This is a genomic window from Pseudomonas sp. WS 5079 (genome assembly GCF_012985465.1).
Taxonomy (GTDB): Bacteria; Pseudomonadota; Gammaproteobacteria; order Pseudomonadales; family Pseudomonadaceae; genus Aquipseudomonas.
Genome location: NZ_JAAQWN010000001.1, coordinates 219,102 through 233,615, shown reverse-complemented (window position 1 = coordinate 233,615; position 14,514 = coordinate 219,102). Strand labels below are relative to the sequence as shown.

The window sequence follows — 14,514 nt, the reverse complement described above, 5'->3', positions numbered from 1 at the left end:
TGTTCTTGTATCAGGCGCCCTCACCGTACGTGCTCCTCCCACTCCTCAATATCCGCTTCCTGCACATCAGTATCCGGCTGGCGCGAGCCGCTTAGCGATGGCGCTTCCAGGTCTGCGAAGGCAGCTCGCCAAAGCGTTTGCGATAGGCCTCGGAGAACCGCCCCAGGTGCATGAAGCCATGGTCCAGCGCCACTTCCGTCACACTGCGCGCACTGCTCAGTTGCAAACGCGCATGCACCCGCTCCAGCTTGCGCCGGCGCACATAATCACGGGGCGACAGGCCGACCTGGCGCGCAAACAGGCTATACAGCGACCGCTCGCTGACCTTGGCCACCGCCATCAATTGCTCGATACCGATGTCCTCGCCCAGGTGCTCCTCGATAAACTCGCGCACCGCCTCGAAACCACCGCCATGCGCCGCCTGGGGCACCACCCGCAACACATTGCTGGCCAGCAGCGCCAACAGCTTGTTGGCGACAATCCGCTCATACAGGTCCTGCACTTGCGGCTCGACGGCGTTTTCCGCCTCATGGCAGATCAGCCCCAGTAACTGCAGAAAACCGTCCATTTCACTCAGCGCATGGCGCGCCGTCGCAAAACGAATACCCGGTTGTGGCAGCGTCCAGTGCTGCGCCAGGCAAGCATTTTCCAGCAGGCGCACCGGCAACTTGATGATGAATTTTTCGCAGTCGGCGGAATAGGTCAGGTCCACCGGGTCATCCGGATTGATCAGCAGGATCTCCCCCGGCCCGAAGACCTGCGCGTTGCCCCGGGAATTGGAGCGGCAGTGCCCGCTCAGCAGGATCTGCAAGTGATAGATCGTTTCCAGCGCCACCGACGTCACCTGCACCGGCGCCCCATAGCTGATACGGCACAGGTCCAGGCTGGAAAAGGTCCGGTGGCTGATACTCGCCATGGGCCGGCCCTTGGGCGGCAGACGGATACAGTGGTTGCCCACGTGCTGGTTGACATAGTCCGACACGGCGTAGGCATCGGCGCCCTGGAAAATCTGGCTGCGCTCACTCAATAGCACGGTCATGGTGCGCCTCTTTATAGTTATTGGCCTCAGGCTGAGGCGTGATGTCGCGAGCGTCCAATATGGATAAGGTCTACATGGATACCCTTAAGGTATGGTGAGCTTTTCGCGACTCGGTAGTCCGCACCAGGCCGGCGATCACGCAGCGCATGCAGTCTATTGTTACTGTTTCATCAATAATGCTTTTCTACCTTGAGTATTTATCCGGAAAAACCCTGCGCCTAAACTGCGCGCAATTTCCAGGCAGCCATAACGCGCTATCGCTTATAAGGCGATCCAACGCCAAACTCCCTTTCCTAGAGCCCTCGGCGGCGCCCGCGTCGATTGACTACTCCCTCCCTGCCAGCCCCGATCAGCGCGACTGCCTGCTGCCGATTGAATGCCTTGCCCCCTGCACATTGATTGCGTGCACTTTCCATTGACTAACGGAACGTATTAAAAAAATGACGGATGATCATCAACCCAAAACTCGCAAAGTTGCACTTGGCACGACCGCGAGGGTGCTGTTTTGCTTGCTTGTGCTGCTCGTAGCGCTGGCAATGATTTACGGCGGTTTCAAACTGGTTGCGCTGGGCGGCTCGAGTTACTACTTGATCGCGGGGCTGGCGTATTTGCTGCTGGCGGCGCTGATGTTCTTGCGCAAAGGGATAGGCCTTGCCCTTTCAGTCATCATCGCCTTGGCAACCTGTGCCTGGGCGTTTTACGAAGTGGGCCAGTTCAGTTACTGGGAACTGCTGCCGCGCCTGGTCGTTCCGGCAATTGTCCTGGCGCTCAGCCTGTGGGTCGGCGCTACGTTCCCAACCACTTCATCACGCGCCCGGCGTTTGGCCAACGGCATGGGGCTCGTTGTGTTTGCGGGGCTGATCGCAACGTTTGTGGCGGCGTTCTATCCGCACGGTGCGATTTCCAATCCAGTCGCCGCGAAGGCTGCGCCCGCACCCACGGAGCCCGCCTCGGCGTCCGAAAACTGGGCATCCTTTGGCCGTAGTGCATCAGGCACCCGCTTTGCGCCGTTCAACCAAATCACCCCGCAAAACGTCAAGGACCTGCAAGTTGCCTGGATCTACCGAACCGGCCGCAGAACCACAGGGGGCGGCGCCGGTGTGGACGAAAACACTCCGCTGCAGATCGGCAACGTCTTGTATTCGTGCACGCCGGAAAACCTGATCACCGCCCTCGACGGCGATACTGGCAAGCCGATCTGGAAGTTCGATCCCCATGCCAGCAGCGCAGAGCACGTAACTTGCCGTGGCGTGGGCTATTACGACATCGATAAGGACGACAGTCTGAGCGCTGAAGTCAAAACGTCGTACGGCGACCAGCAACAATGCCGTCAGCGCATTCTGGTGTCGTCTGTGGATGCCCGTTTGTTTGCCCTTGATGCGCACACCGGCAGCCTGTGCGCGAACTTTGGCGACAAGGGTTACGTCGACCTGAAAAAAGGCATGGGCCCGACCGAGAACAGCAAGCGCTATCACCCCACATCCCTGCCGGTGGTCATGGGCCATCTCACCGTGGTCGGCGGCTGGGTGCGTGACATCGTCGCCAAAGAGCCTTCTGGCGCTGTGCGTGCCTTCGACGTGCTGACCGGCGCGCTGGTGTGGGCATGGGACATTGGTGCGCCTGAGGGCCAGGATGCAACCGCTGGCGACCAAGAGTTCACCCTGGAAACCCCCAATGTCTGGACCATTCCTACCTACGACAAGGCATTGAACCTGGTCTACCTGCCCACCGGTAACGGTCCGCCTGACTATTGGGGTGGCGACCGCAACCAGGCCAAGGAAAAGTATGGCTCGGCTGTCGTCGCCGTCGATGCTTCGACCGGCAAAACCCAATGGGTTTACCAGACCGTTCACCATGATGTGTGGGACTACGACCTACCCTCCCAACCTGTGCTGTACGACATCAAGAACGCCCAGGGCGAAAAAACACCGGTGCTCATCCAGACCACCAAAACCGGCAATATCTTTGTCCTGGATCGCCGCACCGGCCAACCGGTCACTGAAGTTCAGGAGCGGGCGGTGCCTACTTCGCCAGCGGCCGAAGGCGAGCACCTGTCGCCGACGCAACCCCATTCGGTAGGCATGCCGGTGATTGGTGCCGAGCCACTGACCGAAAAGTCCATGTGGGGCGTAAGCACCTTCGACCAACTGTACTGCCGGATCATGTTCAAGGACTCCGTTTACGTAGGGCCCTTCACCCCGCCAACTGAAAAGCCCTACATCGAATGGCCGGGCTTGCTGGGCGGCATGAACTGGGGTGGCATCTCTATCGACGAAAACACCGGCATGATGTTCGTCAACGACATGCGCGTCCCTTTGCGCATGGCGCTGGTTACCAAGGAAAACACCAAGAAGTTCAAAGTCTCGACCGATGAAGTGCCTGGCTTCATGGGCACCATTCGCCCACAAGTTGCCGGCATCTATGGTGGGGTGAAAATCGACATCCTCCAGTCGCCCCTGGGCGTGCCGTGCAACACCCCGCCATTTGGCAGCATGAGTGCCATCGACCTGAACACGCAGAAACTGGTCTGGCAGGTTCCGTTGGGCACCGTGCAGGATACCGGCCCGCTGGGTATCAAAACCCACCTGCCGATCCCGCTGGGCATGCCAACGCTGGGGGGCCCGACCTCGACGGCCTCGGGGCTGGTGTTCTTTGCCGGCACCCAGGACTACTACCTGCGGGCTCTTGAGTCGGCCACCGGTAAAGAGGTGTGGAAAGCCCGCCTGCCAGTGGGTGCGGTTGCGGCACCGCTGATCTACAAGTCACCGGCCACCGGCAAGCAGTATGTGGTGATCTCGGCGGGTGGCATGAGCCATTCGCCGGATGTGGGTGACTACATCATTGCGTATGCGCTGCCAGAGAGCGCCGATAAACCATAAATCGTTGGTTAGTGCCGTCTAAAAATAATCCCCGGTTTCGGGGATTATTTTTGCTGGCTGGGAGGCAGGCCTGGACACTACTCAACCATAAGCCCGCGACGCACTCGCCCTGCCCTTTTATAGGCTCTGACCACCGTGTTGGTCTCACAAGAAATGATCCCCTCCAGGGACCCCATCCGCGCCGTTGAAACGGCCCACAGATCATGAATATCACGACACAACACATGCCAAAACAACTGCGAACGTCCGCTGGTACCGAACAGGCAACGCGTGTGCTCATCCTTTGCCAGCTCCAGGGCAATGCCATCTGCCGCACCCGGTCGGGTTTGTAACGACAGGATCGCCTCTACCCCATAGCCAACCAACAGCGGTTCGAGCTCCACACGAAAGGTCAGGGCATTACTGTCGACCAGCCCACTCAGCATCCGCTGAACCTTCGGTTCACTGACGCCACAGGTTTGGGCAAGCACGCCCAGGCTAGCCCTTCCATCGAGCATTAACGCGCCCAGTAGCCGCATCTCATCGGCATTCAGGCTCACAGGCCCGGCCAGCACCGGTTCAGTAGGCACCGAACCGTCAATCCGCCAGCGACTCGCTCGTCGGAACGATCTGAGCACCACCTGCGATTGAACCTGCCTTACTCCCGGCACCAGCGGCAACGCTCGCACCACCATGTCAGACAGCGCTTCCACATTCGGCAAATTGATCTCGGTGAAGATGTCGAACTCTCCAGTTGTCGCCATCACCACCTGCGTCTGTGCCAGTTGCGCCAAGTGCTCCGCTACTTCCTTCTGCCGCCCGTCGGCTACCCGAATCCACGCATGCAGCACCGGGCCACTCCCGACGACAACCGGATCAAGCTCGCCGATCACCCGGATATATCCACTGTCCATCAAACGTTGCAGGCGACGCGAAAGCGTCCGCTCGGCCACATCGCAGCACGCACTCAAATCCCGCCAAGTGCCACGGGGGTTTGCCTGTAGTGCAACCAGGCAGGCCAGATCGGTTTCATCCAGCGCAAAATGTCTTTTTTCATCCGACTCAACGGTTGACGAGACCATATTCTTACAATACCTTCACTCAAGTGGCCAAATTAAAACAAAACAAACCAGCAAATGTCTAAAAATAATTACAATTCAAAAACCAAAGGCACAAGCCAATGAATTATGCGACTCAAACGTCCCAAGCGGTAAAGCCGCAGGTATCAATCGCGCGCAAAATTGCGGCTGGCAGCATTGGGAACGCGGTGGAGTGGTTCGACTGGACGATCTATGCGTCGTTCGCGGTGTTCTTTTCTACACAGTTTTTTCCGAAAACTGACGAAACGGCGTCCCTGCTGGCGACTTTCGCTATTTTCGCCGTAGGTTTCTTCATGCGTCCCATCGGCGGTTGGGCGCTGGGGATCTACTCTGATCGCTATGGCCGCAAATCAGCATTGGGCGTCACCATCATGTTGATGGCTGGCGGCTCACTGATGATCGGCATTACCCCCACCTATGAGCAGATCGGGCTGCTAGCGCCGGTGTTGCTGGTGGTTGCACGACTGATGCAGGGTTTGTCGTTGGGCGGTGAATACGCGTCGGCCTCTACTTACCTGGCCGAGTTAGCGCCAGACCACCGTCGCGGCTTCTTTTCCAGCTTTGTCTTCTTCAGTTCCGCCGCAGGCATTCTGACCGCATCGGCGATCGGCTGGGCCCTTACTACCCTGCTCACCGACGAACAAATGAGAGAGTTCGGCTGGCGCATTCCGTTCTTGCTCGGTGCCTTGGGCGGTGTCGCTGGTATTTGGCTGCGTATGTCGGTGCCTGAAACCGAAGCCTGCACCTCGCAACCGGCTAAAAAGGTAGAGAAGCAACCTCTACGCACCCTGCTACGGGATTATCCGCGCGAGACCCTGCGAATTGTCGGCTTTTCGATCCTCAGCACATTTGCCTTCTACCTGTTCGTTATCTACATCCCCACCTATGCCATCCGAGCACTGCACGTGGAGTCCTCGACAGCCTTTGCGGCAAATACGGTTGCCATGGTTGCGTTCATGTTCGTGCACCCACTGTTCGGCATGCTCTCAGACAAGTTCGGGCGCAAGCCGCAACTGATCGTTTTTGCCCTGGGTTACCTGCTGTTCTTCTACCCGATTATCACCAACATGCAGCCGACGTTCTCGTCGATCCTGATGGTGGAGCTGTTCGGCCTGTTGCTCTACGCGCTTTATACCTCGATCGCCCCAGCCATCATGTCTGAACAATTCCCGAGCAGCGTTCGCGCCGTCGGTATTGGTGCGCCCTACAACCTGATGGTGGCCTTGCTCGGCGGTACTACGCCATACCTGCTGACCTGGCTGCAGAGCCACGGCCAAGAGAGCTGGTTCTTCTATTACGTGCTCGCAGGCGCCGCGCTCACCCTTCTGACCTTCATCAAAATGCCAGAGACCGCCGGAAAACCACTGAAATAGGCACTGGCTCGAACAACGCGATGCGATCCCCGTCAACGCCCGTCGAACACGGGGATACCGACTCACAAATCTTAGAATCCAGAAATTATGTGCGAACGATCCCAAGCCCTTTGTTTCCAGACTGCCCTGCAAATTGCCCATCTGATCGCTACCCGGCAGATCACCTCGCGCGCCGTCACGCAATACTTTCTGGACCGTATTGCACGCAGCAGCGCGCTTAACGCCTTCACCATAGTGTTCGCAGAGCAAGCCTTGGCGGCCGCCGATGCCGCCGACAGTGCACTCGATACAGGCCAACCCTTGAGCCCATTGCATGGCGTGCCGGTTGCCATCAAAGACAACATCGAAATCGCCAACACCCTGGCCTCGGCAGGTTCGTTAAGCCGCCTGACCACTATCAGTTCCGCGACCAGCGCCGTCGCGCAACGTTTACAGGCGGCGGGAATGGTTATCGTCGGCAAGACCCAGATGACCGAATTTGCCTTCGGCTTATCCGGGCAGAACCCGACCCGAGGCACGCCCTGGAACCCCTGGGACGCCAAGTTGCATCGCGCCCCGGGCGGGTCCTCTTCAGGCGCGGCGGTTGCAGTTGCAGCAGGACTGGTACCGATTGCCGTCGGTGGCGATACCGGCGGATCGATACGAGCTCCCGCATCGCTTAATCATTTGGTTGGCTTCAAACCGTCCAGCGGCCTCATCAGCCTGGACGGTGTCGTTCCACTGGCTCCCAGCCTGGATGTGCTGGGCCCAATCGCCCGCGACGTAAACGACGCGCATGCGCTCACCGCCATCATTGCCAGCCCGTATACGGGCAATGGGTTGAAGGTTCAGGCTGAACTTGCCAGTGAGTGGGTGCCCACCAAGCCGGGCACCGTATTTGTACTGGACCAGAGTGCGTTCCCCAGTGCGCTGTCCATTGGCACCCGCCGGGTATGGGACCAGGCCTTGGGCAATCTGAACGCGGCCGGCTGGACGCTCGAAAGCTGGGTTCCCAATGATGAGTTGGATATCGCTCAGCTTTCCGAATGCAACTCGATGATCATTGCTTATGAGGGCTATCGCGAGTTTGGGCACCTGGCCCATGACCCCGCGCAGCTACTCTGGAAGGTGGTGCGCAATCGAATCCTGGCGGGTGCGGATATCAGCCGTGATGCCTACGAACACGCCGTTGCGCAGCGTGCAACGGCAGCCGCGGCATTCACCCGCGCGATCGGCTCATTTGGGGTGTTGTTGATGCCTGTCAGCAGCCACGGTGCCTTGCCCCTGGATGACGAGGACGTCAATCACGCCAGTATTGGCAAGTTCAGCCGAGCCAGTAATTACCTGGGCACTCCGGCAATCGCCCTGCCCGCCGGATTCGATGAGGCCCAGATGCCGATTGGCGTGCAGCTGCTAGGCCCGGTATTTACAGATATGCACTTGCTGAAAACAGCGAGCGCCATGGCGCCTTCGCTTTTACTTGACGGGCGCACGCCTGAGCTTGAGCGATGGGGGCTTTAAACCAGGTACAAACAGCAATCGCCCAAGACGACCAGTCCCAGTCACAGGCCGATCGAGATGGCAGCCCAAGAAAAGATTGTTAATGCGAAGCACTATCATTAAAGTGCAGGACTTTCCTCTGCGTGATCTCTGCTAATGTCGAGCATGACCACCGAAGAGCTTGAGGTGGCGTTTCGGGCCCATGCCACCGAGTTGCGTTCGTTTCTTCATCGTCAGTTGCGCAATCCTGAGACTGCGGCCGATCTGACCCAGGAAACCTACCTGCGCCTGCTCCGCCAGCCACCCCGCAAGCCGGTGCTCAATCTACGCGGCTTTATCTTTAAAGTTGCGCGCAACTTGGCGATTGATCATGCGCGCAGCAGGCAGACGCGAGAGCGCCTCGACGAAGGCACCGCCTACCTCTACGAGGTGACCGGCGAGAGCCCGGCGCTGTTCGATGTGGTGGTCGCGCAACAAGAACTGGCCGCGATGGCTCACGCACTGCACCGCTTGCCTACCCAGTGCCAGGAGATATTCACGCTGTGTCGGCTGCAAAACCTGCCCCACAAGGAAGTGGCCCTGCAACTGCAGGTCTCGGTCAGTACGGTGGAAAAACAATTGGCTATTGCTCTCGACTTTCTCAGCCAATGCCTGCAACGATAGCCGGTATGCACGATCAACCCCACACCACGCCATCCCTCAGCGAAATCCAGCGCACTGCCCACGCGTGGGTGATTCGCCTCACCTCGGGTTCGGTGCAGCCATCGGATGTGGCGGCGGCGCGGGCATGGTGCGAACAGGCGCCGGAGCATCAGCAGGCGTTTGTCGAAGCGCGTCGGATGTGGAGCTTAAGTGCGCATCTGGCCCAGCCTGCTGCTTCGGCACGGCCGTCCGCGCGTCGCCTGTGGGCAATGGGTATCGCGGCGTCGTTGGTGCTCGGGCTCGGCGTGACATGGGCGCAACGAATGGCATTGGATGCCGACTATTACACCGGCACCGGTGAACGTCGACAGGTCGTGCTAGCTGATGGTTCGCAGATCACCTTGAATGCCAACAGCGCCGTTGATGTGAAATTCACTGACGATGGGCGGCGCATTACCCTGCGCAAAGGCGAGGCCGTGTTCGACGTGAAGCCGGACCCGCAGCGGCCCTTCAGTGTGCAGGCGGGAGCCTTGAGCGCGACGGCCCTGGGCACGATCTACGCCGTGCGCCGTGATGCAGAGCACGTGGATGTCACGGTGCGCCGCGGGCTTGTGGCCGTCACGGGCGAGCCTGACAAGGTGACGCTCGGCGCTGGCGAGACCGTTGGCGGGCGTGCCGATGGCCTGGGCGCCAAGCAGCGTGTGGACGTCGACACGATGCTGGCCTGGGAGCAAGGTCGCCTGGTCTTCGAGCTGACACCGCTGGCGCAGGTGCTTGAGCAACTCGAACGCTATCGTCCGGGAATCATAGTGCTGCGGGACTCGCGCCTGGGCGCACTCAAGGTCAGCGGCACCTTTCAGCTCAACGACCTGGACGAGGGCCTGACGACGCTGGAGAACGTCTTTGCCCTCAAGATCGAGCGCTACACCGACTATCTGCTGGTGATCTCCTCCAAGACTTGACTATTTTTACGGGTGTTGGCGTGTCAGCCGTCTTCCTTCCCTAGAACGATAATGCTTCGTATTAGGGAGACCACTGATGCACCATCCGTTACCTGAAGGGCTGCACATAAAATCGTTGTCCGCCGCCCCGCTCGCCCTCTTGTGCGTGCTGATATCCGGCCTGGCAGTGGCTGCCCCTCACTCTTTCAACATTGCACCGCAACCCCTGGCGAGCGCGCTGAACCGCCTGGCTGCTCAAAGCGGTTTACAGGTGATTTTTGATGGCACGCTGGTAGTCGGCAAGAACAGCCTTGGAGTCGTCGGCCCCAAAGAGCCAGAAGCGGCACTGGCTGACGTCTTGAAAGGCAGCGGCCTGACCTGGCGCGCGACCGGCGCAAACAGCGTGATGCTGGAAAAGGCCCCCGAATCGAGCAGCACCCTGCAATTGGGGGAGACGGCAATCGTCGGCCAGCAGATGGGTGAAACCACCGAGAACACCGGCTCCTACACCACCGGGTCCATGCAGACCGCCACCAAGCTCCCCTTGACCTTGCGGGAAACACCGCAGTCGGTCAGCGTGGTCACGCGCAAACGCATGGACGACAAAGCCATGACCACCATCAGCGATGTGGCCCAAAGCGCGCCGGGGTTTTTCCTGAATAACTCCGGCGGCGTTGGGCGACCCACGTTCAGCGCGCGCGGGTTCGACGTCGACACCATTATGTACGACGGCTTTCCCACCAGTTTCCTCACCTACCTGCCCAGCAGCGAAGCCAATCTGGCCATGTATGACCGGGTGGAAATCGTGCGTGGCGCCACCGGCCTGGCCCAGGGCGCGGGCAGCCCGGCTGGGGCGATCAACCTGGTGCGTAAGCGCCCGACCCACAAATTCCAGGCCGTGCTCACCGGCAGTGCCGGCAGTTGGGACGATTACAGCAGCACCCTGGACATTGGCGGCCCGCTCAACGAAAGCGGCACCTTGCGTGCCCGTACGGTGCTCTCGCGGCAGGACTCGAAAAGCTTTCGCGAGTCGGTAGAGAGCGACGCCGATCTGTACTACGGCGTCGTGGACGCCGACCTGACGGATACCACCACGCTGACGCTGGGGGCCTACCGGCAGAAGGACTACACCAACTACGTCTGGGGCGGGTTGCCCATGGCCCGTGGCGGTGGTCATCTAGGACTGCCCCGGGACACGTTCCTGGGGCATGACTATGAATACATGGACAACCGCACCACCGGGTATTTCGCGACCCTGGAGCATGGTTTCGCCAATGACTGGAAGCTGCGCATGGCAGCCATGCAGTCGATGACCAACACCGACGTGCTGGCCTCCTCCATATGGGGATACAACCGCCACTATCTATGGACGCAAGCCATGGAGCAGAAAGAGAAAGGCTATGACCTGGCCCTCAGCGGCCCCTTCCAGCTACTGGGCCAGGAACATGACTTCACCGTGGGCGTCAGCAAGCGCCAGCTGGATTATCGTACCGGTAAGATTTGGGAAAGGTTCATCGACAGCAACGTCGATCTGTTCGCGTGGGACCCGCGTGGCCACACCAAGCCCACTATCGTCAAAGGCCCCGACGGCCGTCTCGAGACGACGACTCAGGACAGCCTCTATACCAGCACCCGCCTGCGCTTGACCGACCCGCTGTCGTTGATTCTCGGCGGCCGTCTGGACTGGTACGAATTCCAAAGCAGGGCCAACCCTGCCAGCAGCTACAAGGTCACGCGCAATCTGACCCGCTATGCTGGCCTGGTCTATGACCTGGACACCAATCACTCGGTCTATGTCAGCTACACGGATATCTTCAAGCCACAGACCGAAAAAGGCCTCGGTGGACAAGTGGTGGTGCCTATCGTGGGCGAAAACTACGAGGTGGGTATCAAGGGCGAATACTTTGATGGCGCACTGAACGCCAGCCTGGCGGTTTTCCAGATTGACCAGAAGAACCGCGCCCAGCAATTGCCGGATGTCAAAGGCTGCGGTGCAACCGCCAACAGTGAGTGCTATGAGTCTTCCGGCCTGGTGCGCAGCCGCGGTGTGGACCTGGAAATCCAGGGCGCCCTGAGCGAAAACTGGCAACTGGCCGGCGGGTACACCTACACCCAGACGAAGTACGTCAACGACGCCACTGCAACCCTGGAAGGCCAGGACTTCAACCGCCGGCTGCCGCGCCAGCTATTCAAGCTGTCCACCCTCTACACCCTGCCCGGCGACCTGCAACGCTGGCGCATTGGCGGTGATGTTTATCAGCAGAGCCAGATCCGCACCGCAGGGGGCAGCGGCACCAGTGCATGGCACAACCGGCAGGGCTCGTACACCGTGGCCGGCCTGGTGGCAGGCTACAAGGCCAGCGAGCAACTGGATTTGCAGGTCAACGTAAACAACCTGTTCGACCGTACCTACTACGTCAGCATCGCCAACGGCGGCTATGAACCGTACGACGTCTACGGCGACCCGCGTAACTTCAAACTGACTGCCCGCTACAGCTTCTAAGAAGCGGCTCGACGCTCATGTCCAAGGACGGACATGAGCAGGATAGATAGAGCGCAGGTTTGTCGACCTTATCCTCAAGTGACGAGCTGCAAAGGCAACTGATAAATGAACGCCCCTTCAAAGCGCCGCATAAACAAGCGCGGATAGCCGGCCAGGACGCGGATCAATCATCGTATGGCTCCCCGAGGTCGTGGTGACAAAACCAAAGCTCACGCGACTGTCGGGATCGGCAAAACTCACCGGGCCGCCAAGGCCCAGATGACCAAAGGCGCGGGGGCCCATTGCAAGGGAAGCCGTTGGGTCGACTTGCTGCTCCAGCATGCAACCCAGGCCGTAGCGCATTGGGCGCATCCATGAGCGATCCATGCCGTGACTGTGCTCTTGGGTGAACTCACGGAGCATTTCGCGCCCGATAAAGTTTCCCGCCAGCAATGCACTGTAGAAACCGGCGAGGCCGTGAGCGGTACCGTGTCCACACACAGCCGGTTGGCGATAGGCCCACCAGCGAGGGTCGCTGGTGCGTCTGGGCACCATTCCGGGATTGGTGAAGGCATATGTCGCGATGTGCGATGGCTGGTTTTTCAGCACTGCTCGCAACGCTTGCGAGTAAGGATCGCCGACTCGCCCGGTGGCACTGTCGAACCGGGCGATACGATGAAAGTGCTGTTCGTCCACGCCAAGGTGAACGTCCAGGTCATGAGGGTCCAGAATCTCGTCATGGATAAAGACGCAGGCATCGCGGCCGTCCACCCGACGAATCAACTCACCGAGTATCCAGCCAAAGGTGGTGGTGCCGTACCCCAGGTCGGTTCCCGGCTCCCACCACAGCGGCTCGGCCTCCAGCACCCGTATCATGTGTTCCCAGTCAAACATCATGGGGTTGTGGTCGGGGGCGCGCAGCGCCGGCAGGCCCGCGGTGTGATTCATCACCTGACGCAAGGTCACCCGGGCTTTGCCGCTCTGGGCGAACTCAGGCCAGTAACGGGCCACGGGTGCATCCAGCTCCAGCTTGCCCTGCTCGACCAACATCAGCACCGCCACCGCCACATAGGGCTTTACTACGCAAAAGGTATTGGCCAATGTATCGCGCGTCCACGGCTGGGTGCCCTCTTGATCCGCCATACCGGCCCACAGGTCGACGACCATCTCCCCGCCTACCTGCACGCAAAGCCCGGCTCCACGCTCCTGCGGATCATCAAACATCTGCTCGAAAGCCTGCTTGACCGCTTCGAACTGTTTTGCACACATCCCTTGTGCCTTCATACCTCAGACTCCTCGCATTTGAAGTATTGCTATTGAGCATTAACAAAGTTGTCAGGCGACAAGAAACATGCCGCCTGGCAGCCCCATTTACGGATTACGGCTGGGCCGTAACTATCAGCTGATAATACTTTTCGCGAACTTCACCCGCGCGACCGTGTTTGCGAGTGATCCAGGGAAAAACGGTTCGCACGCTTGTATGTGCCGAAGTCATTGAACCTGACACCTGCCTGCGCCATGACTTTATGGGCATAAGGCGCCGTCATCTGACGCAGATAGAACGGGTCCCTCACAACGAAGTGATGAATACTGTGCGTGCTGCCAAAGTTAAAACAGAACATCTGGAACGGCCACAACCACCAAGGGTTCATTACCTGGGTTTGTTGTAACGCATTACGCGGGGCGACGTCGCCATAGTAATGCATATTTGAACTTACAAAGAACAGGCAGAACTGCCTTATCAGGTTTGGAGCGATAAGAATGACGACTACATTATTGACCACCTCCATTAGCGCCAGCGTTGCCGCAGAACTATGAACCTGCGCCCCGCTGATTGACCCAAGCCAGACATACAGGTGGTAGCCGAGGAACACATACCAGCACCCCCAGTACACAAGGCCGAAAGGTGTGTTGAGTCGAATGATTTTGCCTAACAATCTTACCTTTTGCCGCCATCCCGGAGCAAAAACCGCGTTTAGGAAACCAAAGACAAATCCATCCATCAGTTTCAACAACCGCAGGATTCCCCAAGGGCTACCACTGGTAGTGATCCAGGCCTCGACATCCGAGTCAGTTCCGGATTCTTTATGGTGATGAAAGTGCAGGCTGCGTCTTAACCACGGGCTGGGCATTCCCGGTCGCGCCAACCAGCAAAAAAACATCATGGCATTATGGGCCAGCGGTTTTTTTCTGAAATAAAGCCGATGAATCAAATCATGTTCGATTTCATGAATAAAAGAAGTCAGCAGCGCGTTAATAAAAATACACATCCAGCCAGGGATAAAACCCTTGATATAGAGCCCTCCCGTGACCACCATGCCTACCAGGGAAAACACCATGACACTCGCTCCCAGAGCATCCTGATGCTGCAGGATCGGGTAGCGCTTGCGTAGGTCGTTCCCATGTTCGGTAATGCGCCGGGTTACATGATCAATCTTTTCCTGATCGGTATTTAGGCGATCAATTTCGATGGCTTCTTCCAAGACCTTCATCCATTCATCCTCTGCTTGCATCGGGGAATTACCAGCTTCGTCAAGCCGGTCACATCAATTGTTTGAGCGATAAAACAGTAGACATTCAAATTCACTGCGCGAATTCAC

The 14,514-nt window shown here is 58.8% G+C and carries 10 protein-coding genes; 6 read left to right on the top strand and 4 right to left on the bottom strand.

The window, feature by feature from the left end:
- Positions 1-91: 91 nt before the first annotated feature.
- On the bottom strand, positions 92-1,039 hold the full coding sequence (locus HBO05_RS01145) for an AraC family transcriptional regulator (protein WP_172311323.1): 948 nt from the start codon (positions 1,037-1,039) through the stop codon (positions 92-94).
- Between the two features lie 440 nt (positions 1,040-1,479).
- On the opposite strand from HBO05_RS01145, the gene HBO05_RS01140 reads away from it, so the two are divergent.
- Entirely contained in the window at positions 1,480-3,918 is a 2,439-nt protein-coding gene (locus HBO05_RS01140; RefSeq protein ID WP_169951478.1) for a membrane-bound PQQ-dependent dehydrogenase, glucose/quinate/shikimate family, read from the top strand.
- Positions 3,919-3,995: 77 nt separating this feature from the next.
- Here the strand turns inward: HBO05_RS01140 and HBO05_RS01135 are convergent, their stop codons facing one another.
- Entirely contained in the window at positions 3,996-4,979 is a 984-nt protein-coding gene (locus tag HBO05_RS01135) for an Lrp/AsnC family transcriptional regulator (RefSeq protein ID WP_169951476.1), read from the bottom strand.
- Positions 4,980-5,077: 98 nt separating this feature from the next.
- On the opposite strand from HBO05_RS01135, the gene HBO05_RS01130 reads away from it, so the two are divergent.
- From HBO05_RS01130 to HBO05_RS01110, 5 genes are all read left to right on the top strand, one after another.
- Complete coding sequence (locus tag HBO05_RS01130) at positions 5,078-6,370, top strand: MFS transporter (RefSeq protein WP_172311321.1); 1,293 nt, start codon at positions 5,078-5,080, stop codon at positions 6,368-6,370.
- Positions 6,371-6,457: 87 nt separating this feature from the next.
- Positions 6,458-7,870, top strand: coding sequence for an amidase (locus HBO05_RS01125; protein WP_172311319.1), 1,413 nt, complete (start codon positions 6,458-6,460; stop codon positions 7,868-7,870).
- Between the two features lie 135 nt (positions 7,871-8,005).
- Positions 8,006-8,512: an RNA polymerase sigma factor gene (locus HBO05_RS01120; protein WP_169951470.1), complete on the top strand. Its 507-nt coding sequence runs from the start codon at positions 8,006-8,008 to the stop codon at positions 8,510-8,512.
- On the top strand, positions 8,497-9,453 hold the full coding sequence (locus tag HBO05_RS01115; RefSeq protein WP_262381359.1) for a FecR family protein: 957 nt from the start codon (positions 8,497-8,499) through the stop codon (positions 9,451-9,453). Before HBO05_RS01120 ends, HBO05_RS01115 begins: the two co-directional genes overlap by 16 nt.
- Before the next feature lie 76 nt (positions 9,454-9,529).
- On the top strand, positions 9,530-11,935 hold the full coding sequence (locus tag HBO05_RS01110) for a TonB-dependent receptor (RefSeq protein ID WP_172311317.1): 2,406 nt from the start codon (positions 9,530-9,532) through the stop codon (positions 11,933-11,935).
- 117 nt (positions 11,936-12,052) lie between these two features.
- Here HBO05_RS01110 and HBO05_RS01105 read toward each other — a convergent pair whose 3' ends face one another.
- Together HBO05_RS01105 and HBO05_RS01100 are read right to left on the bottom strand one after the other, a co-directional pair.
- Positions 12,053-13,198 (bottom strand): serine hydrolase domain-containing protein, encoded by a 1,146-nt coding sequence (locus tag HBO05_RS01105; RefSeq protein ID WP_169951464.1) that lies wholly within the window; start codon positions 13,196-13,198, stop codon positions 12,053-12,055.
- A 140-nt stretch (positions 13,199-13,338) separates the two neighbouring features.
- Positions 13,339-14,406, bottom strand: a complete 1,068-nt coding sequence (locus HBO05_RS01100) for a fatty acid desaturase (RefSeq protein WP_169951462.1) — start codon at positions 14,404-14,406, stop codon at positions 13,339-13,341.
- Positions 14,407-14,514: the final 108 nt, after the last annotated feature.

Excerpts from the sequence above, each read along its gene's own strand:
- HBO05_RS01115 (WP_262381359.1), top strand. The coding sequence starts at position 8,497 with ATGCCTGCAACGATAGCCGGTATGCACGATCAACCCCACACCACGCCA.
- HBO05_RS01110 (WP_172311317.1), top strand. The coding sequence starts at position 9,530 with ATGCACCATCCGTTACCTGAAGGGCTGCACATAAAATCGTTGTCCGCC.
- HBO05_RS01125 (WP_172311319.1), top strand. The coding sequence starts at position 6,458 with ATGTGCGAACGATCCCAAGCCCTTTGTTTCCAGACTGCCCTGCAAATT.
- HBO05_RS01105 (WP_169951464.1), bottom strand. The coding sequence starts at position 13,198 with ATGAAGGCACAAGGGATGTGTGCAAAACAGTTCGAAGCGGTCAAGCAG.
- HBO05_RS01145 (WP_172311323.1), bottom strand. The coding sequence starts at position 1,039 with ATGACCGTGCTATTGAGTGAGCGCAGCCAGATTTTCCAGGGCGCCGAT.
- HBO05_RS01120 (WP_169951470.1), top strand. The coding sequence starts at position 8,006 with ATGTCGAGCATGACCACCGAAGAGCTTGAGGTGGCGTTTCGGGCCCAT.
- HBO05_RS01135 (WP_169951476.1), bottom strand. The coding sequence starts at position 4,979 with ATGGTCTCGTCAACCGTTGAGTCGGATGAAAAAAGACATTTTGCGCTG.
- HBO05_RS01100 (WP_169951462.1), bottom strand. The coding sequence starts at position 14,406 with ATGAAGGTCTTGGAAGAAGCCATCGAAATTGATCGCCTAAATACCGAT.
- HBO05_RS01130 (WP_172311321.1), top strand. The coding sequence starts at position 5,078 with ATGAATTATGCGACTCAAACGTCCCAAGCGGTAAAGCCGCAGGTATCA.
- HBO05_RS01140 (WP_169951478.1), top strand. The coding sequence starts at position 1,480 with ATGACGGATGATCATCAACCCAAAACTCGCAAAGTTGCACTTGGCACG.